General features: G+C 61.6%; 25 protein-coding genes. 19 read left to right on the top strand and 6 right to left on the bottom strand.

Annotated features, from left to right (window positions below; translation table 11 throughout):
- The first annotated feature begins 3 nt into the window (after window positions 1–3).
- The 9 genes from rpsH (at window position 4) to ACZ5YV_RS12810 (ending at window position 6761) form a co-directional block, all read left to right on the top strand.
- Complete coding sequence (gene rpsH / locus ACZ5YV_RS12770; RefSeq protein WP_021239751.1) at window positions 4–399, top strand: 30S ribosomal protein S8; 396 nt, start codon at window positions 4–6, stop codon at window positions 397–399.
- Window positions 399–932, top strand: coding sequence for a 50S ribosomal protein L6 (gene rplF, locus ACZ5YV_RS12775; RefSeq protein WP_460987202.1), 534 nt, complete (start codon window positions 399–401; stop codon window positions 930–932). The genes rpsH and rplF overlap by 1 nt, the downstream gene beginning before the upstream one ends.
- A 1-nt stretch (window position 933) precedes the next feature.
- Window positions 934–1299: a 50S ribosomal protein L18 gene (rplR, locus tag ACZ5YV_RS12780; protein WP_449470817.1), complete on the top strand. Its 366-nt coding sequence runs from the start codon at window positions 934–936 to the stop codon at window positions 1297–1299.
- Between the two features lie 2 nt (window positions 1300–1301).
- Window positions 1302–2027, top strand: a complete 726-nt coding sequence (rpsE, locus tag ACZ5YV_RS12785) for a 30S ribosomal protein S5 (protein WP_449470819.1) — start codon at window positions 1302–1304, stop codon at window positions 2025–2027.
- Window positions 2028–2032: 5 nt separating this feature from the next.
- Window positions 2033–2212, top strand: coding sequence for a 50S ribosomal protein L30 (rpmD, locus tag ACZ5YV_RS12790; RefSeq protein ID WP_196225097.1), 180 nt, complete (start codon window positions 2033–2035; stop codon window positions 2210–2212).
- A 278-nt stretch (window positions 2213–2490) separates the two neighbouring features.
- On the top strand, window positions 2491–3015 hold the full coding sequence (gene rplO, locus ACZ5YV_RS12795) for a 50S ribosomal protein L15 (protein ID WP_464787927.1): 525 nt from the start codon (window positions 2491–2493) through the stop codon (window positions 3013–3015).
- Window positions 3016–3232: 217 nt separating this feature from the next.
- Window positions 3233–4597 (top strand): preprotein translocase subunit SecY, encoded by a 1365-nt coding sequence (gene secY, locus ACZ5YV_RS12800; protein ID WP_196225099.1) that lies wholly within the window; start codon window positions 3233–3235, stop codon window positions 4595–4597.
- 42 nt (window positions 4598–4639) lie between these two features.
- Window positions 4640–5296 carry an adenylate kinase gene (locus ACZ5YV_RS12805; protein ID WP_464787928.1) on the top strand — a complete coding sequence of 219 codons (657 nt, stop codon included), beginning with the start codon at window positions 4640–4642 and terminating at the stop codon, window positions 5294–5296.
- A gap of 460 nt (window positions 5297–5756) precedes the next feature.
- Window positions 5757–6761 carry an acyltransferase family protein gene (locus ACZ5YV_RS12810; protein WP_464789228.1) on the top strand — a complete coding sequence of 335 codons (1005 nt, stop codon included), beginning with the start codon at window positions 5757–5759 and terminating at the stop codon, window positions 6759–6761.
- A 93-nt stretch (window positions 6762–6854) separates the two neighbouring features.
- Here ACZ5YV_RS12810 and ACZ5YV_RS12815 read toward each other — a convergent pair whose 3' ends face one another.
- Window positions 6855–7667: a CsgG/HfaB family protein gene (locus ACZ5YV_RS12815; RefSeq protein WP_464771682.1), complete on the bottom strand. Its 813-nt coding sequence runs from the start codon at window positions 7665–7667 to the stop codon at window positions 6855–6857.
- 164 nt (window positions 7668–7831) lie between these two features.
- On the opposite strand from ACZ5YV_RS12815, the gene lepA reads away from it, so the two are divergent.
- The 4 genes from lepA to ACZ5YV_RS12835 all read left to right on the top strand — a co-directional run bounded on the left by lepA (window position 7832) and on the right by ACZ5YV_RS12835 (window position 12296).
- Window positions 7832–9637 carry a translation elongation factor 4 gene (gene lepA, locus ACZ5YV_RS12820; protein ID WP_464787929.1) on the top strand — a complete coding sequence of 602 codons (1806 nt, stop codon included), beginning with the start codon at window positions 7832–7834 and terminating at the stop codon, window positions 9635–9637.
- Between the two features lie 138 nt (window positions 9638–9775).
- The gene (locus ACZ5YV_RS12825) at window positions 9776–10162 is read left to right on the top strand and encodes a PH domain-containing protein (protein WP_464787930.1); all 387 of its coding nucleotides are present in this window, start codon (window positions 9776–9778) and stop codon (window positions 10160–10162) included.
- 166 nt (window positions 10163–10328) lie between these two features.
- Complete coding sequence (locus ACZ5YV_RS12830) at window positions 10329–11012, top strand: hypothetical protein (protein ID WP_464789229.1); 684 nt, start codon at window positions 10329–10331, stop codon at window positions 11010–11012.
- 340 nt (window positions 11013–11352) lie between these two features.
- Window positions 11353–12296, top strand: a protein-coding gene (locus tag ACZ5YV_RS12835; RefSeq protein ID WP_464786945.1) for an IS630 family transposase whose coding sequence is annotated in 2 segments (ribosomal slippage) — window positions 11353–11688 and window positions 11691–12296 — 942 coding nt in all. Because the reading frame shifts where the segments join, the coding sequence is not laid out codon by codon here.
- 113 nt (window positions 12297–12409) lie between these two features.
- Here the strand turns inward: ACZ5YV_RS12835 and ACZ5YV_RS12840 are convergent.
- Window positions 12410–12688, bottom strand: coding sequence for an I78 family peptidase inhibitor (locus ACZ5YV_RS12840; RefSeq protein ID WP_464787931.1), 279 nt, complete (start codon window positions 12686–12688; stop codon window positions 12410–12412).
- A 29-nt stretch (window positions 12689–12717) separates the two neighbouring features.
- Window positions 12718–13884 (bottom strand): ribonuclease D, encoded by a 1167-nt coding sequence (gene rnd, locus ACZ5YV_RS12845; protein WP_464789230.1) that lies wholly within the window; start codon window positions 13882–13884, stop codon window positions 12718–12720.
- A 127-nt stretch (window positions 13885–14011) separates the two neighbouring features.
- Here rnd and aspS point away from each other — a divergent pair, with 127 nt between their 5' ends.
- The 5 genes from aspS to ACZ5YV_RS12870 all read left to right on the top strand — a co-directional run bounded on the left by aspS (window position 14012) and on the right by ACZ5YV_RS12870 (window position 19772).
- Entirely contained in the window at window positions 14012–15796 is a 1785-nt protein-coding gene (gene aspS / locus ACZ5YV_RS12850) for an aspartate--tRNA ligase (RefSeq protein WP_464787932.1), read from the top strand.
- 81 nt (window positions 15797–15877) lie between these two features.
- The gene (locus ACZ5YV_RS12855; protein WP_464787933.1) at window positions 15878–16660 is read left to right on the top strand and encodes a polyphosphate kinase 2 family protein; all 783 of its coding nucleotides are present in this window, start codon (window positions 15878–15880) and stop codon (window positions 16658–16660) included.
- Window positions 16661–16744: 84 nt separating this feature from the next.
- Window positions 16745–18064 (top strand): methyl-accepting chemotaxis protein, encoded by a 1320-nt coding sequence (locus ACZ5YV_RS12860; protein WP_464787934.1) that lies wholly within the window; start codon window positions 16745–16747, stop codon window positions 18062–18064.
- A gap of 80 nt (window positions 18065–18144) precedes the next feature.
- Window positions 18145–18330 (top strand): hypothetical protein, encoded by a 186-nt coding sequence (locus ACZ5YV_RS12865; RefSeq protein ID WP_196225106.1) that lies wholly within the window; start codon window positions 18145–18147, stop codon window positions 18328–18330.
- Between the two features lie 92 nt (window positions 18331–18422).
- On the top strand, window positions 18423–19772 hold the full coding sequence (locus ACZ5YV_RS12870; RefSeq protein ID WP_464787935.1) for a S41 family peptidase: 1350 nt from the start codon (window positions 18423–18425) through the stop codon (window positions 19770–19772).
- Window positions 19773–20194: 422 nt separating this feature from the next.
- Here the strand turns inward: ACZ5YV_RS12870 and ACZ5YV_RS12875 are convergent, their stop codons facing one another.
- From ACZ5YV_RS12875 to ACZ5YV_RS12885, 3 genes are all read right to left on the bottom strand, one after another.
- Window positions 20195–20548, bottom strand: a complete 354-nt coding sequence (locus ACZ5YV_RS12875; protein WP_464787936.1) for a hypothetical protein — start codon at window positions 20546–20548, stop codon at window positions 20195–20197.
- A 309-nt stretch (window positions 20549–20857) separates the two neighbouring features.
- Window positions 20858–21340 carry a transcription elongation factor GreB gene (gene greB, locus ACZ5YV_RS12880; protein WP_464787937.1) on the bottom strand — a complete coding sequence of 161 codons (483 nt, stop codon included), beginning with the start codon at window positions 21338–21340 and terminating at the stop codon, window positions 20858–20860.
- 105 nt (window positions 21341–21445) lie between these two features.
- Window positions 21446–23485 carry a lytic transglycosylase domain-containing protein gene (locus ACZ5YV_RS12885; protein WP_464787938.1) on the bottom strand — a complete coding sequence of 680 codons (2040 nt, stop codon included), beginning with the start codon at window positions 23483–23485 and terminating at the stop codon, window positions 21446–21448.
- A gap of 154 nt (window positions 23486–23639) precedes the next feature.
- Between ACZ5YV_RS12885 and dapA the strand changes: the two genes are divergently transcribed.
- Window positions 23640–24518 carry a 4-hydroxy-tetrahydrodipicolinate synthase gene (gene dapA / locus ACZ5YV_RS12890; protein WP_464787939.1) on the top strand — a complete coding sequence of 293 codons (879 nt, stop codon included), beginning with the start codon at window positions 23640–23642 and terminating at the stop codon, window positions 24516–24518.
- The last annotated feature ends 43 nt before the right edge of the window (window positions 24519–24561 follow it).

Consider the following 24561-nt stretch of genomic DNA (forward strand, 5'->3'; position numbering starts at 1 on the left):
GAGATGGCATTGACCGATCCCCTGGGTGATATGCTCACCCGCATCCGCAACGGGCAGCAGGCGAAGAAGGACAGTGTTGTGTCCCCCGCTTCGAAGCTGCGCGCCCGCGTGCTCGACGTGCTGCAGCGCGAAGGCTATATCCGTGGTTATTCCGAGGAAGCTCTCGGCAAGCACCCGGGCCTGCGCATCGAGCTGAAATATTTCGAGGGCCAGCCCGCGATCAAGCATGTCGCCCGCGTGTCCAAGCCTGGCCGCCGCGTCTATTCGGGTTCCAAGGAACTACCGGTGGTCCGCAATGGTCTGGGCATCACCATTGTCTCGACGCCTCGCGGCGTTCTGTCCGATGCTGAAGCGCGTGAGCAGAATGTCGGCGGCGAAGTGCTGGCGGAGGTGTTCTGATGAGCCGCACTGGTAAGAAACCGGTTGCCGTCCCTGCGGGCGTCACCGCCGCCATCGAAGGCGGCCAGCTGTCGGTGAAGGGTCCCAAGGGTACCCTCGCCATTCCGCTGGCCGACGAAGTCACCTACAGCATCGAGGACGGATCGATCGCCGTGAAGCCTGCCAATGACAGCAAGCGCGCCCGCGCTTTCTGGGGCATGCAGCGCACGCTGATCGCTAACCTGATCACCGGTGTGACCGAGGGCTTCTCGAAGAAGCTGCTCATCACCGGTGTCGGCTATCGCGCCAACTCGCAGGGCAAGACCCTGAAGCTGCAGCTCGGCTATTCGCACGACGTCGATTTCGCGATCCCGGAAGGCATCGAAATCAAGACCCCGGATAACACCACGGTCGAGATCAGCGGCATTGACAAGCAGAAGGTGGGTCAGGTTGCGGCCGAGATCCGCCGCTGGCGCAAGCCCGAACCCTATAAGGGCAAGGGTATCAAGTACGCCGGCGAGTTCATCTTCCGCAAGGAAGGGAAGAAGAAGTAAGATGGCAAAGCTTTCCCTCTTCGCGCGGCGTCGTCGCCGCGTCCGCACCGCGCTCAAGGCAGTTTCGGGCCACAAGCCCCGCCTCAGCGTCCACCGTTCGGGCCGTCACATCTATGCCCAGGTCATTGACGATGCGCAGGGCAAGACCCTGGCCGCCGCGTCGACCCTGGACAAGGACGTCGGGTCGAAGGCTCTGGGTAAAACTGGCGCCTCTTCCGAAGCCGCTGCCGAAGTCGGCAAGCGCGTTGCCGCTGCGGCGACTGCTGCCGGCGTCACCAAGGTCGTATTCGATCGCGGTGGCTTCCTGTTCCATGGCCGCGTCAAGGCGCTGGCCGATGCCGCCCGCGAAGGCGGGCTGGAGTTCTGATCATGGCTGACGAAAACGAAATCCAGGCCCAGGCGGGCGCACCTGCTGCTGTCGAAGGCGGCGAGAATGCACCGACCGAGGGCCGTGGTCCCGGTCGCGGCCGTGGTCGCGGCGGTGACCGCAACCGTGGTGAGCGGGGCGGCCGTGGCCGTCGTGACGATCGCCGCGGTGGTAACCGTGACGAGGAACAGGGCGAAGAGCTGATTGAGAAGCTGGTTCACATCAACCGCGTCTCGAAGACCGTCAAGGGCGGTAAGCGCTTCGGCTTTGCTGCTTTGGTGGTTGTCGGCGACGGCAAGGGTCGTGCGGGCTTCGGCCATGGCAAGGCGCGTGAAGTGCCCGAAGCCATCAGCAAGGCGACCGCTTCGGCCAAGAAGGCGATGGTTCGCGTTCCGCTGAAGGAAGGCCGCACGCTGCACCATGATGGCCTCGGCCATTTCGGTGCTGGCAAGGTGACGGTTCGTTCGGCTCCGGCCGGTACGGGTATCATCGCCGGTGGTCCGATGCGCGCCGTGTTCGAAAGCCTCGGCGTTGCAGACGTCGTGACGAAGTCGAACGGCACGTCGAACCCGTACAACATGATTCGTGCGACCTTCTCGGCGCTGGGCGAGCAGACCAGTCCGAAGTCGGTGGCGCAGCGTCGCGGCAAGAAGGTCGCTGACCTGCTTCGTCGCGGTGGTGCCTCGGCAGAAGTCGCCCAGGCCGACGCCGAAGCGATCGTGGAGTAACGGATATGGCGAAGATCAAGATCAAGCAGATCGGCTCACCGATCCGCCGTCCTGCCGACCAGAAGAAGATTCTGATCGGCCTCGGCCTTGGCAAGATGCACCGCGTGGTTGAACTGGAAGACACAGCGGAAGTCCGCGGTGCCATTGCCAAGCTTCCCCACATGGTTGCAGTGGTGGAGGGCTGAGCCTTCCGATCACAAGGGAATGAAGCGGGAGAGGGGGAAACCCCTCTTTCGTTTTTTTGGAAGACGCGCTAAAGGCGCGACTTCCGAATCCCTGCCTAGGCAGGGATCTCATGCCGGATGGCGAGTCCTCTTGTGAGGAGACCCCCGGTTTCATTTGGCTAGGCGCGACCCGAGAAGTCGCGTTCAGCCGCCAGCGGTCCCAGCCTTCGCTGGGACTTCGGCATGACTGCTCAAAGAGCAACCATGCCTCGCGCGAACATAGCGAAAGCGAGTGCACAATGACGAAGCTTAACGAACTTAATGACAATGCTGGTGCCCGCAAGGGCCGGATGCGCGTCGGCCGTGGTATCGGCTCGGGTAAGGGCAAGACCGCTGGTCGCGGCCAGAAGGGTGCGAAGGCACGCTCGGGCGTTGCGATCAACGGCTTCGAAGGCGGCCAGATGCCGCTCCATATGCGTCTGCCGAAGCGCGGCTTCAACAACATCTTCGCCAAGGATTACGCGATCGTGAACCTGGGCGCGCTGCAGAAGGCGGTCGACGCTGGTAAGCTCGACGCGAACGCCACCATCGACCATGCGGCGCTGAAGGCTGCCGCACTGGCTCGTGGTGGCAAGGACGGCGTGCGCCTGCTCGGTAAAGGCGAACTGACCGCCAAGCTCAGCCTGCTTGTTGCCGGTGCGTCGAAGGGCGCGGTGGAAGCGGTCGAGAAGGCTGGCGGCAAGGTTGAAGTGATTGCTGTCGTTCCGGCTGCCGAAAAGGCCGCTGCCAAGAAGGGCAGCGCCAAGGCCGCCAAGAAGGCATAACAAGCCGCCAAGGCTTGCAAGCATGGCCCCGCTGCCCGATATGGGTGAGCGGGGCCTTGTGTGTTTTTAGGCTCAGGTGCCTTTATCGCTGGCTCTGGCCTGGTTCAGAATGAACGGTGTGAATTTCCGAGTTCGACAGGGCGCGATCACGCCGCTAAGGGGTTAGCGATTCCGCGCCGGGTATCTGACCGGCAAGATGTTTTGAAGGGCAGCCAAGATGGCATCGAGAGCCGACCAGCTCGCATCCAATCTCAGCCTGGCGAAGTTCAGCCAGGCGACCGACCTCAAGAAGCGCCTATGGTTCACATTGGGCGCCTTGATCGTGTTTCGCTTCCTGAGCTTCGTGCCGCTACCGGGCGTCGACCCGACCGCGCTGTCTCAGCTTTATAAGCAGACGAACGGTGGTGTCCTGGACATCTTCAACACCTTTTCGGGTGGTTCTCTGTCACGCATGAGCCTGATCGCGCTCGGGGTGATGCCATATATCACTGCCTCGATCGTCGTACAGCTCGCCGCCAGCCTTTCGCCGCAGCTCGCCGCGATCAAGAAGGAAGGCGAGAGCGGTCGCAAAAAGCTCAACCAATATACGCGTTACGGCACGGTTGGCCTGACTGCGGTGCAGGGGTATTTCATCGCGGTCGGCCTCGAAAGCTTCGGCGCGCAATCGGGCGTGCAAGCAGTGGTCGATCCCGGTTTTCTGTTCCGGATCGCAGCGGTCGTTTCGCTGATCGGGGGCACGATGTTCCTGATGTGGCTGGGCGAACAGATCACGTCGCGCGGTATCGGCAACGGCGTCAGCCTCATAATCATGGCTGGTATCGTTGCTCAGCTTCCGGTCACCCTAAGCAATCTTTTCAAATCGGGCAGCGAGGGATCGATTTCGGGCCTGCTGATCGTGATGGTCATCGCGTTGGCGGTGGGCTTGATCCTGCTGATCTGTTTCATGGAGCGCGCGCAGCGCCGTGTTCTGATCCAGTATCCCAAGCGTCAGACTCGTCAGGGATTGATGCAGGCGGATCGCAGCCATCTGCCGCTCAAGGTAAATACCGCCGGCGTTATCCCGCCGATCTTCGCCAGTTCGCTTCTGCTGATGCCACTCACGATTTCCCAGTTCGCGGGTAGAACCATTGCCGGTGAGAGCAGGCTTGGGGATTTCGTACTGACGCTGAATCAATATCTGTCGCACGGCAGCCCGGTTTATATGGGCCTTTACGGCCTGGGTATCGTGTTCTTCTGCTTCTTCTACACCGCGGTCGTGTTCAATCCTGAGGAGACGGCGGATAATCTCAAGCGGAATGGCGGGTTTATCCCCGGCATCCGTCCCGGCAAGAATACCGAAAATTATCTGGACTATGTGCTGACCCGGATCACGGTGATTGGTGCTGCCTATCTGGCCATCATATGCCTGGTGCCGGAATTTGCCATCGCCCGGGCGGGTATTCCCTTCTATCTGGGCGGGACAAGTCTGCTGATCGTCGTCAATGTTACGGTAGATACCGTGACGCAGATCCAGAGCCATTTGCTGGCTCACCAATATGGGGATCTGATAAAGAAGGCCAAGCTCAAGGGACGCCTTCGCTAATAAGCATCAGGCGCAGCGCAAGAACAGGGGAGTATGCGCAAAATGAATATCATTCTGCTGGGTCCTCCAGGAGCAGGGAAGGGCACGCAGGCGAGCCGCCTGGTCGAAACCCGTGGCATGGTTCAGCTGTCGACGGGTGACATGCTTCGGGCGGCGGTAAAGGCGCAGACGCCGATTGGCCTCAAGGCCAAGGCGGTGATGGAAGCGGGTGAACTGGTTTCGGATGAAATCGTTTCCGGTATCATCGGCGAAGCATTGGATGGGTTGGCCGACAGCACTGGTGTGATCTTCGACGGCTATCCGCGCACCGAAGCTCAGGCCCATTCGCTCGACGCCATTCTTGCTGATCGTGGCCGTACATTGGACCATGTCATCGAACTCGACGTCGATGAGGACGCTCTGGTTGAGCGCATCACGGGCCGCTTCACCTGCGCGACCTGTGGTGAGGGCTATCACGACAGCTTCAAGCAGCCCAAGGTCGCTGATGAGTGCGACAAATGCCATGGGCATGAGTTCAAGCGTCGTCCCGACGACAATGAAGATACGGTTCGCACCCGGATGGCGGAATATCGTGCTAAGACCGCCCCCATCCTTCCAATCTATGAGGCGCGAGGGATCGTGTCTCGTGTGGACGGCATGGCTGACATGGACGATGTGACTGCGGCAATCGCGGGTATATTGGATCATGCTAAAGGCTAAGGCAATTTCTCCCGTCTTTCAGAGGCGGGAGGAAAGCATGGGCAGCTTCCCGGCCCACGCGGTTCGGCAGGCAGTGTCGAACATGCTCGCATGATTTTTGCCGCACCATATAGGCATTTAAGGCTTTCCGGGGTCTTGGGGCCTCTGCAAGTCGAGGCGGTCACTGGTATGCTCGACATCGCCCTCTCTCCGGCGGGCAAGGATGTTCGTGTAGGCATGTCGCGAGAGGCTATATGCGAATGGGTCTGGTGCAGATTGCGCCCATTGTAGCCAAGGTGCTGGCCGAGCTTGCACGGCTGAAGCCCCAGCGGAGTAGGGCGACTGACCTTCCAAGCTGGACTCCGCATGGAGGCGCCAGCAACAATGTGTATCCGACCCCAATATCTTAACCGATTGATTGCTGTTTCATTGCTAATGCATTCGAGTGACTGCATTGCCAACTCGGAACCGCTTGGCGGAATTGGATGCCTTAAGAGGCATCGGTGCACTGTGTGTGCTGGTTTTTCATTATTCCACGCGTTTCCACGAGCTTTTTCCCCAAGCGGCGCATGTGCCGTTCAGTTTCCCCGGGGGCAATTATCGCGTCCTGCTGTTTTTCACGATCTCAGGCTTCGCTATATTCTTCACGCTGGATCGGATCGTTAGCGTCGCCGACTTTGCGGTAAACCGGATCGCCCGGCTTTATCCGGCTTATATCGTCGCGATGTTGCTGACCGTGTCGATCGAATATGCGGCAAAGGCGTCCCAATTGCTGGTGGGTCCCAGTGCGATCCTGGCTAACTTCACGATGCTGCAGGGGTTCGCGTTTCTTCCTGAAGTAGACGGCGCTTATTGGACATTGACCGTCGAAATCGCCTTTTACTTCTGCATGATATCGATTTGGAAATGGGCTGGATTGAAACGGCTCGAACCGATGCTGGCATTGTGGCTCGCGGTTCGCGCGATTTATGGGTTATGGCCCGACATGCCAGAACGCATCGTCATGCTCTTCGTACTGCGCTATCTCCCCTTCTTCATCATCGGGATGTTGTCGTACCGTGTCTGGTCTGGTCAGCGGAGCTGGCGCCAGCAATCTCCCTACGCCGCGCTTGCGCTGTTGTCGGTCGCCTTCATGGAAAGCTGGGACGTCACGCTGATGGCGTGCATTCTGCTTGCAGGCTTTGCAGCGCTGATCCGAGGGCATTTGCGGTGGATCGCGTCACGTCCACTGCTCTGGATGGGTGGGATCAGCTATTCCTTCTACCTCATCCATCAGCATGTGGGTTTCGTCGTGATGCTGAAAATGGCGGAGCAGGGCTACAGCCCGTGGCTCGCCTTCTTCTCCGCGTTTCTTGTCGCGTTAACTTTGGGCACGGGCATCAACAGGTTGGTGGAGCGCCCCGCAGGCGAGGCCATAATATCATGGTGGCGACGGCGGCGTGGAAATAGGTTGATGCACGCGGAAGCCTCGTCCCGGCCTATTTAATGAAGATGTCTACTCCGTCGCACCGACGGCGGTGGTGAGCGGAAGGAGAAGAACAGGGGCTCGGCATTGCTGCCAAGCCCCTGCATTAAGACTTTACTGCGCGCGAGGGGCGGCTGCTGCCGCGTTGGCAGGCAACCCGCCCATCTGCGTGACCAGCTTGGTATAGGCGTCCAGATAGGCCAGAACGATCACCTGACCGATCTCGGTATTCTGGTAGCCGCTGGCACCGGCAGCAGCGAAGCCGCCCCACCAACCGGCACCGCCGCCGCCACCAAAGCCGATGTCGGTCTTGCGCGCATAGCCTTCGGTCAGCGCCTCTTCTTCCGTCGTGCGGGCGTTGACGATGGAAAGCGTGACGTTCGCTTCCTTCTTCTTGATGTTGAGGCCGCCGGCAAGTGCCCCGAATGTGCCGCCCATCAGGCCGCCGAGCGCAGCGCCGAAGCCGCCGCCGCCAGAGTTGCGGTTGGACGAGACGATATCAGGCTCCAGATAATAGTCGGCTGCCTTGACCTGGCCCCGGCCCAGGTTCGATCCAGCCTGCAATTCGCCCGAGTCCGCCATGGCGCGTTCCATCGCCCGGCTCTGCATGGCGCGGCCGCGGTTGACGATGCCGAAGCAGCCGGACTGCTGGATGAACACCTTGAGGATCGCTTCCGGGCTCCCCAGGTTCAACTCGCGCCACCACTGGTTGTCGGGTTCGACGATCGCGACAGTGCCGAGGCGGCGGGTACAGCGAGGAATCTCCTGCTGAGCGCGCTCCTGCGACCTGCGACCCGAGGATGCGCCTTTGGTGGTGCCATCCTTATAGGTCTTGCCAGAAGAACTCATATTCGTCTGCGCCATCGCAGACATCGGCGTAGCAAGCATCGATGCTGTCGCGACGAGCGCGGAAACCGTCTTGAACATTGCCCCAAATCCCTTTCGAGCGGTTAATTATGGAATTTTTATTATGGTACGACCCGTTTAAGGCTCGCGTCAATTACCATAGCTCGGGGGCTTTTCCTACTGATGGTCAGGCTGTTTGTAAGCTCTGCTGACAGGCCCGCAAATGGCTGCTATCGGCGCGGTCCATGACCAACCTTTCGCACATCCGTAATTTCTCGATCATCGCGCATATCGACCATGGCAAGTCGACGCTGGCCGACCGGCTGATCCAGCGCACCGGGGGGCTGACCGACCGGGAGATGTCGGCCCAGGTCCTCGACAATATGGATATTGAGAAGGAACGCGGCATCACGATCAAGGCGCAAACCGTGCGCCTCGACTATGTCGCGAAAAATGGTGAGACATATGAGCTCAACCTCATGGACACGCCAGGCCATGTCGACTTCGCCTATGAAGTGAGCCGGAGCCTCGCTGCGTGCGAAGGCGCGCTGCTGGTCGTGGACGCGGCGCAGGGCGTGGAAGCGCAGACGCTGGCCAATGTCTATCAGTCGATCGAGCATGACCATGAGATCGTGCCGGTGCTGAACAAGATCGACCTGCCCGCCGCCGAACCGGAGAAAGTGCGGGCGGAAATCGAGGAAGTGATCGGCCTGGACGCGTCCGAAGCGGTGCTGGCGAGTGCCAAGTCGGGCATCGGCATCGACGACATCCTTGAAGCGATCGTTGCGAAAATCCCGCCGCCCAAGGGCGATCGCAACGTGCCGCTGGAAGCGATGCTGGTCGATAGCTGGTACGACCCTTATCTGGGCGTCGTCATTCTGGTGCGCGTCGTAAATGGCGTGATCAAGAAGGGGCAGCAGATCAAGTTCATGATCGGCGAGACCGAGCATCTTATCGACCGCGTGGGCTGCATGCGGCCCAAGATCGAGCAATTGCCGGAACTCGGCCCGGGCGAGATCGGCTTCATCACCGCGCAGATCAAGGACATCAGCCAGACCCGCGTGGGCGACACCATCACCACGGTCAAGAACCCTGCCGCCAATCCGCTGCCGGGTTTCAAGGAAGTGCAGCCGGTGGTCTTCTGCGGGCTGTTCCCGGTCGATGCCAATGATTTTGAGAAGCTGCGCGATTCGATTTCGAAGCTGCGGCTGAACGACGCGTCCTTCTCCTTCGAAATGGAGACGTCGGCGGCGCTCGGCTTTGGCTTCCGTTGCGGCTTCCTGGGGCTGCTCCATCTGGAGATCATTCAGGAGCGGCTGACGCGCGAATATGATCTCGACCTCATCACCACCGCGCCGTCGGTGGTCTATGAGATGCACATGAAGGATGGGGAGGTGCGCCATCTGCACAACCCGGCCGACATGCCCGATCCCAACCATGTCGAGATGATCGAGGAACCTTGGATCGAGGCGGTGATTTACTGCCCCGACGAATATCTGGGGTCGATCCTGAAGCTCTGCCAGGACCGGCGCGGCATCCAGAAGAACCTGACCTATGTCGGCGGACGCGCTCAGGTTACCTATGAGCTGCCGCTCAACGAAGTGGTGTTCGACTTTTACGATCGCTTGAAGTCGATTTCGCGTGGTTATGCGAGCTTCGACTATCATCAGATCGGCACGCGCGAGGGCGACCTCGTCAAGATGAGCATCCTCGTCAACAACGAGCCGGTCGATGCGCTTTCGATGATCGTGCACCGCAGCGCGGCCGAGGCGCGCGGGCGGCACATGTGCGAGCGGCTGAAGGACCTGATCCCTCGCCACCTGTTCAAGATTCCGATCCAGGCGGCGATCGGCGGCAAGGTGATTGCGCGTGAGACGATTGCGGCGATGCGCAAGGACGTCACGGCGAAATGCTATGGCGGCGACATAACGCGTAAGAAGAAGCTGCTGGAGAAGCAGAAAGAGGGCAAGAAGCGGATGCGGGAATATGGGTCTGTACAGATCCCGCAGGAGGCCTTCATTGCGGCGCTGCGGATGGGGGATGAGAGCTAAACACTCTTTCGTTCGGGGTGACCTTCTCGAGGCGTCCTCCTTTCGTTGGAAAAGGGTAAGAGGGTCGCGCTGAGCAAGGATTGACGCGGGCGGGGCATCCATGATCATGTCCGTGCGCACTTCTTGATGGGACGAATGATGAGCGAAGCCTGGTTGTATGACGAGCATCCTGCGATGTTTCGCGCGCATCCGTTCCTGTTCGTCCTGCTGCTGATTTCTGTCGTCGGGCTGCTGGCGATTGGGGTTTGGTGGCTGCGGACGAAGGGGGAACGGTTGGCATTGTCCGACCGGGAGGTGCTGATGGAGCGCGGGCTGCTGGCCAAGCAGCGTACGGAGATTGCCCTATCCAGCATTCGCAGCGTGCGCATCACGCAGACATTCGGGCAGCGCATCTTCGATGTCGGCAATGTCGAACTGTTCAGCGCGGGCGACATCGCGGAAATCGCGGTCAAGTCCATGCCTCGGCCGGGCCGCATCCGGAACATCGCGGCGTCGCGCAATCTGGATTTGCTGCCACAGCGTTGACGGGCGTTCGCGCCCTCTTGACCTGACGCCAATTTATTTCGACCATATGTCCTGACTGAAGGGACAGTGAAAAGCCTGTATCCGGGGAAGGATGCCGCTGGGTAACGCTGCTTCGCAATGGCGCGGGGCGCGGTTGCAAAGGGTGTCCTTCATGGCCTTGCCGGTGATGCTTTCGCTGCCTGAATTAACTGAGCCGCAGCGTGAGGCCGTTCGCGAGGCCTGCGGCTTTGCCTGCGTCCGATGCGGCGTCACCATCTATCGCTATCTTCGCCTGCCCGATTCGCCCCAGGCGACATTGCTCTGCCCGACTTGCCACGCGCTGGTGGAGGAAGGGCGGCTGACCACGGCGCAGGTGCAGGGATTTCATACCAATCCGGTTGTCCGTCAGCGGCACTTCGCCCGGGACCGCATGCCATTTTCTTCGGAGTTGCCGACTTTGATCCTCGCGGGCTCACGGCCGCTGCGCGATACGCCGATTCCGCTGGTGCTGGATGGCGAGCCGATCCTGATGTTCGCGCCGCCGCGCCGCAGCCGGGGCGCGACGCGGATCAGCCTGCGGCTCGGTGATCCGGACGGCAACCCGGTGCAGGTGATCCAGGGCAATGAATGGCTGGCCGCCAATGGTAGCTGGCGGTTTCTGCTGCGTGGCGATCGCTACAGCGTCATGGCGGCGCGCGGCGAGGGGCTAGCCATTTTGCGGATCGTGGCGCGTAACCGGATCGCCGTGGAGCATCTGCGCACGACGATCCGGGGGCGGCGATTGGAGGTGACGCCGGATTGGCTGGAGATCGACGGCAAGCGCCATGTGAACCGTATCGGTAGCGGCGCGCTTGTAGGACTGGAATGTTGAGGCGATGCGCTAAAAATGGCGGATTTCCGTCGAAGTTCACAGTGTATGCGCGCGCGAGGGCAGGCGCGCGTGGGCGCGAGGGGGTGATGTGGGCCGTTTCAAAGAGAGGGACGGGATAGGGTTGTTTTGGGGGAATAGGACAGGCGGAATTTTGGACTGCTGCTGGGAATAGGATGGTTTTTGAGGGGGGTGTGGCGTTTGGGAGACGGATAGCTTGGGTAGTATTCCCCCTCCCGCTTGCGGGGGGCTAGAGTCTTTCCGATGTTGAATGAATCGTTGGGGATTTCCAGACGGTTGGAAGTGTGATTCAAGGTGGCCACTGGTGAGGAGGCCAGCATGGATGAGGCCATTATCACAGGATTTGCGGGTTCGGTTTTGTCGGGCTCTGGATCGAGGCATGTCGGCGCGGGGGGCTGCGCGGTTGCTGGAGGTGAGCCCGGCCACGGGGGTTCGCTGGGCGCAGTCATGGCGAACGCGCGGGTCTGTTGAGCCGGGCAAGGTCGGCGGTCACATGCTCCCGTTGCTGGCGCGTGAGCGCGAGTGGTTGCTTGCGCGGATCGAGCAGAAGAAGGACCTGACGCTGCACGAGTTGCTGGCCCAGCTGCGTGAAGAGCGTGGTGTGGTGGTCTGCTGCGACACGCTGTGGCGGTTCATGGGCCGCTTGGGCAAGACGTTTAAAAAAAGACGCTCTTCGCCAAGGAACAGGACCGGCCCGACGTCATCCGACGCCGCAACCGCTGGCGCTGGGTCCAGCGCTGGGTAGATCCCAAGCGCATGGTCTTCATCGACGAGACCTGGGCGAAGACCAACATGACCCGCACCCATGGCTGGCATCACCGGGGCGAGCCGCTGATCGACAAGGTGCCGCATGGCCACTGGAAGACGCTGACCTTCATCGCTGGCCTCAGGCATGATGGCATCGTGGCCCCTTGCGTCCTCGATGGCCCGATAAACGGCGAGAGCTTCACCGCGTGGGTCGAGCAGTTCCTGATCCCCGCGCTGGAACCCGGCAGCATCATCGTGGTCGACAATCTCGGCAGCCACAAAGGCAGCCGCGTGCGCAAATTGCTCAAGGCGGCGGGCATCAGGCTGTTCTTCCTGCCGCCCTACTCGCCCGACCTGAACCCCATCGAGGAGATGTTCTCCAAGCTCAAGCGTCTGCTCCGCAAGGCCAACGAACGCACCGTCGAGGCAACATGGCGACGCATCGGAAAACTGCTCGACCACTTCCCGCCCGCAGAATGCGCCAATTACATCCGTGGAGCCGGATATGCCTCAATCTAAGTCAGAAAGACTCTAGGGGTGGGTGCGAGCGAAGCGAGCTTCTTCTATGAGGCCGGCGTTGCGCTGGCCCACCCCCCGGCCCCCTCCCGCCTGCGGGAGGGGTAGCAGTGTGCCTAACCGCACCTTGCGGAAGTGATCACCATCTTCTCGTCGTAGCTGACGGTTAGGCGATCGGGGCGGAAGTCCATGGTCATGGCCATGCCTGGGGCGCCCCAGCGTAGGGTTCGGGCGCCAGATACTTGTAACAGTTGTGCGCCGATGTCGGCGCTTGCGGTCTGGCCGACGAAGCGATCAAGGCCGTCGTTGCGGCAAGGCCCCTCGGCTGTCGCTGGCGTGGTGCCGGGGGCTTGTCCGTCAGCTGTGGTACAGGCCGCCAATAGAAGGGGAATCATCAGCGCCGCCGCCCGCATCATATTTGCTCCTATTCGGTGCGCGTCATCTTGAGGCGACCGCCCTTCACCGCGAAGGCCAGGCGTCCTTCGACAAGGTCAACGGCATCGCGGCCGAATTGTTCATAGCGCCAGCCTTCCAGGATCGACAGGTCTTCGCGGACACCTGCGGCCAGCGCGTCCAGATCGTCGCTGCGGGCCAAGAGGCGGGCGGCGACGTTGATGTCGCGCGAACGGATCTTGAGGAGGAGCTTGAGCAAGTCCGCGACCAGTGCGCCGTCCTTGCCAAGGCCAGGCCGCTTGGGATCGCGTTCGGGCATCTCATCCTTGTCGAGCGGCTTCTGGCTGCCGAGCGCCGCTATCAGACGCGCACCGATGTCGTTGGTCTTCCAGGTGGCGGACAGGCCGCGCACCTTGCCAAGGTCTTCCTGAGACCGGGGCGGATGGCTGGCGATATCGGCCAGCGTCTCATCCTTGACGATGCGGCCACGGGGGAGGTTCTTGTCCTGCGCTTCGATTTCGCGCCAGGCGGCCAGCGCCTTCAGGCGGCCGAGCACATCGGCCTTGCGGCTGGCGATGCGAACACGCTTCCAGGCATCCTGCGGTTCGTTCACATAGTTGGAGGGATCGCAGACGCGTTCCATTTCCTGATCCAGCCAGTCGCCCCGGCCGGTCTTGCGCAGTTCCTCCAGCATCATCGGGAAAATCTGGATGAGGTAGGTGACGTCGCCGATCGCATAGTCGATCTGCCGCTTGTCGAGCGGGCGGCGCGCCCAATCGGTGAAGCGCGCGCCCTTGTCGAGCTGAACGCCGAGCCATGCGTCCACCAGGTTGCCGTAGCCGATCTGCTCGCCGAGGCCGAGCGCCATGGCGGCAATCTGCGTGTCGAATAGCGGATGGGGCGTCTTGCCGGTGAGATTATAGATGATCTCAAGATCCTGCCCGCCCGCGTGGAAGACCTTCAGCACATCCTCATTGTCGACCAGCAGGTCGAGCAGGGGGCTAAGGTCGAGCCCCGGGGCCTTGGGATCGATCGCGGCGGCTTCGTTGCTGTCGGCCACCTGGACCAGGCAGAGGTCGGGCCAATAGCTGTTTTCGCGCATGAACTCGGTATCGACCGCGATGTAGGGCGATTTGGCGATACGGGCGCAGAATTGGGCGAGTGTCTTGCTGTCGGTGATCAGCGGATGGATTTGCATATGGTCTTCGATCTTATTATGGGCTGGCCCGTCGCTCACGGGCTCGTCAATGCTTGACAAGACCGCCCATAGCGGGGCTGCGACACTTTGTCATTTCCGTAAAACGAAGCTGAAAGACCAAAACGCCATGCACGCCTATCGCACTCATACTTGCGGCGCCCTCACTTCGGCCGAAGTTGGCAATGAAGTGCGCGTGTCCGGATGGGTGCATCGCAAGCGCGATCATGGCGACCTCGTCTTCATCGACCTGCGCGATCATTATGGCATGGTGCAGATCGTCACCGAGGTGGACGGCCCCGTCTTCAAGGTGATCGAATCGCTGCGCGCCGAAAGCGTCGTGACGGTGACCGGCAAGGTGGTGGCGCGCGCGCCCGAAGCCGTGAACCCGAACCTGCCGACGGGCGAGATCGAAATTCGGGCGCTCGATGCGGTGCTGCTGTCGGCTGCCGCCGACCTGCCGCTGCCGGTTGCGGGCGAGCAGGAATATCCCGAGGATATTCGCCTGCGCTACCGCTTCCTCGACCTGCGGCGCGAGACGCTGCACGGCAATATCGTCAAGCGGACGAAGATCATTTCCGACATGCGCCGCCGCATGGAAGGGGCGGGCTTTACCGAATATTCGACGCCGATCCTGACCGCGAGCAGCCCGGAAGGCGCGCGCGACTTTCTGGTGCCGAGCCGTATCCATCCGGGGAAGTTCTACGCCCTGCCGCAGGCGCCGCAGCAATATAAGCAGCTGCTGATGGTCGCGGGCTTCGACCGTTATTTCCAAATCGCGCCCTGCTTCCGCGACGAAGACCCGCGCGCCGATCGCCTGCCCGGCGAGTTCTACCAGCTTGACCTGGAAATGAGCTTCGTCACGCAGGAAGACGTGTGGAACACGATGGAGCCGGTGATCGCGCACGTATTCGAGCAGTTCGCTGAGGGCAAGCCGGTGACGCCGTCGGGGAGCTTCCCACGTATTCCTTATGATGAGGCGATCCTGAAATATGGGTCGGACAAGCCGGACCTGCGCAACCCGATCCTGATCCAGGACGTGACCGAGCATTTTCATGGGTCCGGCTTCGGCATCTTTGCGTCACTCGTGGAAAGCGGCAGCGTCATTCGCGCGATCCCGGCGCCGGGTGCGGGCGCGGGCAGCCGTAAATTCTTCGACGACATGAATAATTGGGCGCGGGGCGAGGGCTATTCGGGTCTTGGCTATATCAACATCAAGGATGGCGTGCCCGGTGGCCCGATCGCCAAGAACCATGGCGAGGAGCGGACGGCCAAGCTGATCGACGCGCTGGGCCTTGGTCCCAATGACGGCGTGTTCTTCGCGGCGGGTAGGGAATCGCAGGCTGCGAAGCTGGCGGGTCTGGCGCGTATTCGTGTCGGCGAGCAGTTGGACCTCATTGACAAGGACCGGTTCGAACTGTGCTGGATCGTCGATTTCCCCTTCTACGAATATGATGAGGAATCTAAGTCGGTTGATTTTGCCCACAACCCGTTCTCCATGCCACAGGGCGGGATGGATGCGCTGGAGCATCAGGACCCGCTGACGATCAAGGCGTATCAGTATGACATGGTCTGCAACGGCTTTGAGATTGCGTCGGGTTCGATCCGTAACCAGTCGCCTGAGCTGATGGTGAAGGCGTTTGAGAAGGTCGGCCTTAGCCAGCAGGATGTGGAGGAGCGCTTTGGTGGCCTCTACCGCGCGTTCCAATATGGCGCGCCGCCGCATGGTGGCATGGCGGCTGGTGTCGATCGCATTGTGATGCTGCTCTGTGGGGCGCAGAATCTGCGTGAAGTGACGCTGTTCCCGATGAACCAGCGTGCCGAAGATCTGCTGATGGGAGCGCCGAGCGCGGCCGAGTTCAAGCAGTTGCGTGAACTGCATGTCCGGGTCGTGGAGCCGCAAGCCAAGGCCTAATCACCTTACCGTCATGAGCCGGATTTGACTTTTCGCCGCATCGGGCGTTGCTTCCTGATCTGAACAGGAAGGATGACGCGCATGGCGATAGACCTTGCCGATTATGAGAAGGGCAAGCCTCTCAAAGGCGACTATGAGGCGGAGCTCGACAAGCTGCAGGAGCGGCTGGCGAAGATTCAGGTTGCCCATGTGATCCATGACCGGCGGTCGGTCATCCTGTTCGAAGGTTGGGATGCGGCGGGGAAGGGCGGCATCATCAAGCGCATGACGGCGCAATGGGACCCGCGCTATTATCGCGTCTGGCCCATCGCTGCGCCGTCCGCCGAAGAGTGCGATCATCATTTCCTCTGGCGCTTTTGGACGCGGCTGCCCGCGGGCCGCAACATCGCGGTGTTCGACCGCAGCTGGTACGGGCGCGTGCTGGTCGAGCGGGTGGAAGGGCTCTGCTCCAAGGGCGAGTGGAAGCGCGCCTATGACGAGATCAACGCCTTCGAAAAGCAGCAGGCGGATGCGGGGACGAACATCATCAAGCTGTTCGTCCACATTACCCAGGAAACGCAGGACAAGCAGCTGGCTCAGCGGCTCGATACGCCGTGGAAGCGGTGGAAGACGGGCAAGGAGGATTATCGCAACCGGGCGCGGCGCGACGATTATCTCGACGCGATGCACGACATGTTCAAGAAGACGGACAGCAAATATGCGCCATGGCAGGTGATCGACAATAACCACCGTGCGGCCGGGCGGATCGCCGCGCTGAAATATGTGGCCAAGTCATTGGAAAAGCTGGTGCCGATGGATTTTCCTGAAGCCGACCCGGAGGTGGTCAAGCTCGCCAAAGAAGCATTCGACTATCAACTTCTATAAAAACCAAGACAAAACAGTGCGTTGTCATAAATCTGTCATCAAAACCTAACTGCTCATTTACCATTCGGGCGCTACCAGCGGCTCATGTACGCGCCCATGATGCTCGATCCTTCGCCGTCACTGCCTCGCTGGCAGGGCTTGCCCTTCGTCTCTACCAGCCCGGCGATCCGGGCCGGACGGCCGTTGAGCGAAGCGGTGGAGCAATTTCAGCAAAATCCTTCGCTGCGGCTGCTGCCCGTGCTGGACGAAGCGGATCGGCCCAAGGGCGCGATCTACGAGCGGGACATGCGGCGGATTTTGTTCAATCCGTTCGGTCATGCGCTGCTGCGCAACCCCAGCTTTGGCGGGCGGCTGGATGATCATATCCGGCCCTGTGCCTCGGTCGAGCGGAGCGCGACGATCGAGATGTTGATCGACCTCTACGCGGCGCAGGGCCAGAAATGCGAAGGGCTGATCGTCATAGAAGGCGGCCGTTATGCCGGGATGGTCGGCGGGCAGTTGTTGCTGAAGCTGGCGGCGGAGCGGGATGCGCGCGTGGCGATCGCGCGGGCCGAGCGGCTGGAGCGCGTGACGCGGGAGAGCGGCAGCTTTCGCGACGATATCGCGACGCTGATCGCTGATCTGGTGGGGATGGCCGACATGCTGTCCCGGCTGGCGAGCGACGCGGCGGAAAGGGCGGCCCATAATGGGCAGGCGGCAGCAGGCATGGCGGTGGCCGCCGCGCAAACCGCTGACAATCTGTCCGGTATCGCTCGGTCGGCCAACGACCTTGGCCTGCTGTTCCAATCGATCGAGGATGAGGTGCGTCAGGCTGGCGCCGCGATCAGGGCCGCGGTCGAACAGACGCGACTGGGATCAGCCCAGACCCAACAGTTGCGCGTTCAGGCTGATGGCATCGGAGAGGTGACGGCGTTGATCGACGCGGTGGCGCGGGCGACGGCGACGCTGGCCCTGAACGCGGGCATAGAGGCCGCGCGAGCCGGGGAGTCGGGGCAAGGCTTTGCCGTTGTGGCGCGCGAGGTGAAGCTGCTCGCGGGGCAAACCCGCGAAGCCGCGACGGAAATTGCCGACCGGATAGACCATATCCGCGCGACTGTCGGTCATGTGGCGCAGGGCCATGCGTTGATGGGGTCGGCAATTGAGACGGCGGATCAGCTGTCGGCTTCCGTGTTCGACGCGGTGGCGCGCCATGGCGCCTTCAGCCGGGGCATCGCCGCCAGCATGGCCGAAGCGGGCGAGTCCAGCGATCATGTCCGGTCGAGCGCCAGCCAGATCAGCGGCAATGCCGACGCGGCGGTCGATGGCGCGCGCAACATCCGTCATGCGGCAAGCCAACTGGCGGGCGAAGCGCAACGGCTGGACGCGCGGGCCAGCCTCTTTATCGAGGCTATTCGATTGGATTGACGCCGACTTCAGGGAAAAATGGCTGGCGCCATGCGCAAATGCGGCTAACCTCTCCATCCAACAAGAAGGAGAGGAAAGCCATGCTCGTGATGTTCGTGGGCGCCGACCGGACCGAAACCGCCATCAATGCCGCGCAGGTCACCTTCGTATCTTCCGTCACGGACGGCACCCGCATCCGCTTTGGCGAAGGCCGCAGCGTAACCGTGGTGGAACCGATCGCCCAGGTGATGGAGGATCTCAATCAGGCATTGCGACCGCACGAATAGCGCCGCGTCTGGCGCTACGCCGTCACCGATGCTTTGCGTATGCCTGAGAAGCATCCTATACTGATGGCTTGATGCCAGGACTCAGGACAGCAATGAAATCCAATTTCTTCCGGGGCGCCGTTGCCCTTGGCGCACTCGCGCTCATCCCCGCCACCACGGCCGCGCTCGCGGACGGGGAAGCGAGCAGCTACAAGGCGCTCGACGAGTTCATGGACGTCTTTCAGAAAGTCCGCAGCGACTATGTCGAGAAAGTGGATGACGAAAAGCTGATCAAGGGCGCGATCGACGGCATGCTCGCCAGCCTCGATCCGCATTCCAGCTTCCTCGACGCACGCGACTTCGCGAATCTGCGCACTCAGACGGAGGGCAGCTATGGCGGCCTTGGCCTGTCGGTCACGCAGGAGGATGGTGCGGTCAAGGTGATCGCGCCGACGCAGGACACCCCGGCCTGGCGCGCGGGGATCAAGGCGGGCGATTATATCACCCATCTCGACGGGCAGCTTATCTATGGCGGCACGCTGGATGAAGCGGTCGACAAGATGCGCGGCGCGCCGGGCACGTCGATCAAGCTGACCATCGTGCGCGCGGGCCGTGACAAGCCGATCGAAGTGACGCTGACGCGCGAGATCATCCAGCTAAAGCCGGTGAAGTGGGAAGTGAAGAACGGCGTTGGCGTGATCAATATCGTCAGCTTCTCCGCCAATACCGGCGCTGACCTGCGACAGGCGATCCGCAGCATCGACAAGAGCCTTGGCCATAAGCCGACCGGCTATATCCTCGACCTGCGCTCCAATCCGGGCGGGTTGCTGGATGAAGCGGTGTCCGTGAGCGACGCGTTCCTGGAGCGCGGTGAGATTGTGTCGCAGCGCGGCCGCAACAAGGGCGATGTCGAGCGTTATTATGCCAAGCCCGGCGACGATGCGAAGGGGCTGCCGGTCGTTGTTCTGGTCGATGCGGGGTCTGCTTCGGCGTCCGAGATCGTCGCGGGCGCGCTTCAGGACCAGCATCGGGCATTGGTGATGGGTGAGCGCAGCTTCGGCAAGGGGAGCGTGCAGACGATGCTGCCGCTGACTAATACGACGGCGCTCAAGCTGACGACCGCGCGTTACTATACCCCGTCCGGGCGTTCGGTGCAGGAAGGCGGGATCGAGCCTGACGTGCGCGTGCCGCAGTTGTCGGACCCCGACTATAAGAACCGGCCGAAATTCCGCGAAAGCGACCTGCGTCGTCACCTGATCAATGAGATCAAGACGGACAATGCTGCGCTGGAAGAAGACACCAAGGAAGATCCCCGTTTCGCCATGTCGGCCGAGGAACTGAAGAAGAAGGGGATTGAGGATTTCCAGCTGGATTATGCGCTGAAAACGATCACGCGGCTGGCTGCTAAGCCGGGAGCGGTGGTGGCGCAGGCGCAGCCAATGGGGAAGAAGGTCGCGCGGTGAGCGAGCGGGGCTGAGGACGGTTTTTGGTGACCCCAGGCCTTCATCCCTTCGTCATGCCAGCACGAGCTGGCATCTCTCTCGATTGGGCAGAAGCCCTCCTGAGATCCCAGCTTTCGCTGGGATGACGGGAATGGGTGGATTGCGGACTGACGGCTTACGGGCGACGAATTTTGAACAGCGGCCCCCTGCTCACACTGCCGCGAAGTCATCGAGCGCGGCGTTCAGGCGTTGCATATCGGCCCTCGACAGCACTTCTCCACTCGCGAGTTTATCGCGAGCAGTATGAAGCAAGCCCTCAAGTCTCTGCAGCCTGACAAATCCGCTTATCGATACGGGCGATGCCGCAGCGGCCAAACTCAACCCACTTCGTGTAACGTTCATCATTTGGTCCATTCTGATTTGAAGTGCTGAGGGCTTGGGCCTCAATCGTTCAGCAAAACGGCCAATCCTGTTCCCGCAATCAGAAGGAGCACGCCATTCAGAATGATCGCACGGAAAAAGGTGTCGTCCCGAAACAGGTCGGCAGATAGTTGCAACGTGCTCAGCTTTCGTAGAGCGTTGACCCTTGATGCCGGGTGGACTCCGGCGGCTGCGCCACCTTCGTTTTCCCAATCACCGATCGCTGCCTCCAGCCTTCGCTCCCGCTCCCGCAAAACGGAAGCCGCGCAACGTGTACGCTCCCGTGCCGCGCCCAAGGCAAGCCCCTGTCGCTCGACGTTGATATGCAAATCACGCTCTCGCAATGATGAAGATGGAGAATTTATTGAGATGGACATGTCGCTCTCCTCGCCAAACGGGAGCACAAGTCTCTCTCAGTCACGGCATGTCTGGAATATCAGAGCCGGGATGCGTCAATATACCACATAGTGCTTCGGGGACCTAACGAACACTAAATCGCTCGACGGCATGACCGCTTCGGAGAAGGGCATTCCTCGCTTTAAACGGCAAGAACTGGTCGCTTTCAGACGCTCTTGAGATCATAAGTGAAGGAACGGCCGCAGCGACGCTGGGGTTTCCGGGTTGACGTTCTGCCATTGCATGCGATCCCAGCTTTTGCTGGGATGACGGTGGATGATGGCGGGGCCTTATTTCGGGTAGCTGATCTCCATCACCTCATATTCCTTCTCCCCGGCGGGCAGCGTGACCCGGCGGAGGTCGCCTACAGCCGCGTTGCGCAGGGCGCGCGCGATGGGGGAGCTCCAGCCGATCCGGCCCGCGCTGGCGTCGGTCTCGTCATTGCCGACGATGGTGACGGTGCGGTGATTGTCGTCTTCGTCGGCGATCGTCACGGTCGCGCCGAAGAAGACGCGGGTCTTGTCGGGTTGCTGACGGGGATCGACGACTTTGGCGTCTTTCATCTTCTTTGACAGGCGGCGGAGTTGGCCGTCGATTTCGCGCATGCGCTTGCGGCCATAGAGATAGTCGCCATTCTCGCTGCGGTCGCCATTGCCCGCCGCCCAGCTGACGATCTCCACGATGCGTGGCCGCTCCTGCCCAAGCAACTGGTCATATTCGGCGCGTAGCTTCGCGAAGCCTTCCGGGCTGATGTAGTTGGGGTGAGGGGTCATGACCGGACTCCCTATCCCTTCGAATGCAGCTTGTCGAAGTCCTCATCTCAACGAAGAGAAGTGAAGGGCTTCGACAGGCTCAGCCCGAACGAAGAATAAGGGCGGTCAGCCTGGAGTTTGCTTGCCCAGATATTTGGAGAGTGGGGTATTGGAACCCCGGAAGCGTGCGCGTTCGGGGTTCATGGCTTCATAGACGACCGCATTTTCCAGCACGCGCTGTACATAGTTGCGCGTTTCGAAAAGCGGGATCTGCTCGATCCAGCGCAACATGTCGGCGCCCGGCATGCGCGGATCGCCAATGGTCGTGATCCAGCGGTTCACATTGCCCGGCCCCGCATTATAGGCCGCGACCGCCAGTGGATAGCTGCCGCCATAATAGTCGAGCATGCGCTGGAAATAGGATGAACCGAGCATGATGTTGTAGCTCGGGTCGTTGAGCGAGCCGGGGTCGTAGCCAAGGCCAAGCTTGCCCGCCTGTTCCCGCGCGGTGCCGGGCATAAGCTGCATCAGGCCGCGCGCGCCAGCGTGGCTGACGATCTGGCGGTCGAACTGGCTTTCCTGCCGCGCAATGGCATGCACCATCGTCCAGTTGGATTGGGCCGTCGGCGGCACGGGCACGCGGGGGAAGGCGCTTTCGCCATAGCCGGTGAGGCCGCTGGACACGGCGCGGCGGCCGACCATGACGCCCATGTCGGGCCTGCCGATGCTCTTGGCGAGTTCGGCGGCGAGATAATGGTCGCTGTCGCTGTCGGCATTATTGGCGATGGCGCGGGCGAATTTGCTCTGATCCTCCCAATAGCCCATCTGCCCCAGCGCCTTCACCGCGCGGACGACGGAGCGACTGGCGAAGGCGGTGCGATCGGCGGCGGAAATCTCCACGGCCCGTTCCACGCGGGCAGGCGCGGGCACCGGCTTTCCGACGCGTTCCAGGGCAAGTTGGCCATAGAACTGATCCGGGAACACCGAAGCCTGGGCGAAATAGCTGGTCGCGGTAGCCGTATCACCGGCTGCCAGCGCTGCGCGGCCTGCCCAATAATAGCCCTTCGACTGGGTCTGGGGGGATTTGGCAGCCATTGCGTAGCGCCGGAACATTGCCGCCGCGTCCGATGGGCGGTTCAGATTGTAGAAGGCGGTCGACCCTGCCAGCCAGGCGAGGCTGGTATAGTCATCACGCTCGCCAATTGGGCGGCTGGAAACGTCGGTGCCGGGCGCATAGGCGTCGTCGAGCTTGCTGGCGATGCCATAGGCGAAGCTCCACTGGCTGTCGTTGGCGGCGGCGCGCGCCTGGCCGAGCAATGTCTCATACCATTTTTCCGCATTGCCCGGGCGGAAGGTCAGCTGGGGACGGTTGGCAAGATATTGCCGCGCGGCGATCCAATTGCCCGTGTTCAACAGCCAGGTCGCCTTGTCCGCGACAAAGCCGGCGTCGGATATGCCGACCGGTTCCGCGGCTTGCATCCGGGCGGCGGCGTCCGGAGCCTTCTGGCGGAAGGCGATGCGCGCTTCGTAGGCCGGCCGCCGCGTGGGCGTCACATAAGCGAGCATCCGTTGCGCTCCGGCGATGTCGCCGCCCCACAGCAGCACGTCGGCGCGCTGGTCATGCTCAGCGCTGGTCCAGCTGCTGCCGAAGAGCGAGAGCAGCCGAGCCTCGTCGTCCGGCGAAAGCGTGCCGCCGACCCATGCGCTGCGTGCGGCGATGCGCGCTTCGGACATGCGGCCCATTTGCATCAGCGCCAGCGCGTTGCGCGCATGGCCGGTCGCGGTGCGCGCGGGGAAGCGGGCGAAGAAGGCCGTAACCTGACGCGGATCATAGCTGTTGGGATTGATCCCGGTTTCCGCCAGCCGCCGCATCCGGTCCTCCCCCGGCCAACCGGGATTGGCGAGGATGAAGCTGGCATAGGAGGAAAAGCCCAAGCCATCGCTCTGCTGCAATGCGCGCCACTGGCTGATCGTCGCGGAGATGGACGGATCGGACGCGACGCCGATTCGGCTGCTCACCTGATTCCAGGGCGATGGCTGAGGCGATGACTGAGTCGTGGCGGGCGGTTGCTGGACCACCGCGCCAGCCGGATAGGGCGTGGCAACGGGGGCTTCGGTCTGGGCGCTGGCGCCAGCGGTAAAAAGAAGAAGAGCGATCAAGGGCATGCGGACCAATGCTGTTTCGGGGCGGCGAGCTGACAGCCTACTGGACATCATCGCAATTCCATCCTTATCAGGCCCTGAATGACGCGCTATAGCGCGCCGAGGCCTACACTCGACAGTGTGCCCCGGAATGCCGGTGAATTGAAGGAGTTTGTTGATGTTTTCCGGGTCGATTCCGGCACTGGTCACCCCATTTCGCGACGGAAGCGTGGACGAGGCCGCGTTTCGCGCCCTTGTGGACTGGCAGATCGAGGAGGGAAGCAGCGCTTTGGTGCCATGCGGCACCACCGGCGAAAGCGCGACTATGACGGTCGAGGAGCATAATCGCGTCGTCGCCATCTGCGTCGATCAGGCCGCGGGCCGCGTGCCGGTGATCGCGGGTTGCGGGTCCAACGACACGCGAATCGCTCTGGAGCATATGTTCGCGGCGCAGGCTTCTGGCGCGGACGCGGCGCTGGTGGTCGCGCCTTATTATAACAAGCCCAACCAGGAAGGCGTCTATCAGCATTTCGCCTATCTGGCCGAGCGCTGCCAGCTGCCGATCGTCCTGTATAATGTGCCGAGCCGCACGATCACTGACATTGGCGTGCCGGTGATCCATCGCCTGACCGAAGAATATCAGACGATCGTTGGCATCAAGGACGCCACCGGGAATCTGGGGCGGGTCACCGCGCAGCGCCTCGCCTGCCGCGATGATTTCTGCCAGCTGTCCGGCAATGACGAAACCGCGCTGGGATTTAATGCCATGGGGGGCAAGGGTTGCATCTCCGTCACGGCCAATGTCGCGCCGCGTCTCTGTGCGGAGTTCCAGGCGGCCTGCGCATGGGGTGACTGGGCTGGTGCACTGGCGTTGCAGGATCGGCTCTACCCATTGCACGACGCGCTGTTCAGCGATTCTTCACCTGGGCCGGTTAAATATGCGCTCAGCCGGGTGCGATCCGACATGCCCGGTGAGTTGCGCCTGCCGATCACCTGGCCCTCGGAATCGAGCCGCGCCGCTGTCGATCGGGCTTTGGAAATTGCGGGTCTCGTCTAAATGGGCTGCGGCCTTATATGGTGAAGTGAGTTAGTTAAGAGTC

The organism is Sphingobium sp. TomTYG46 (genome assembly GCF_055396345.1).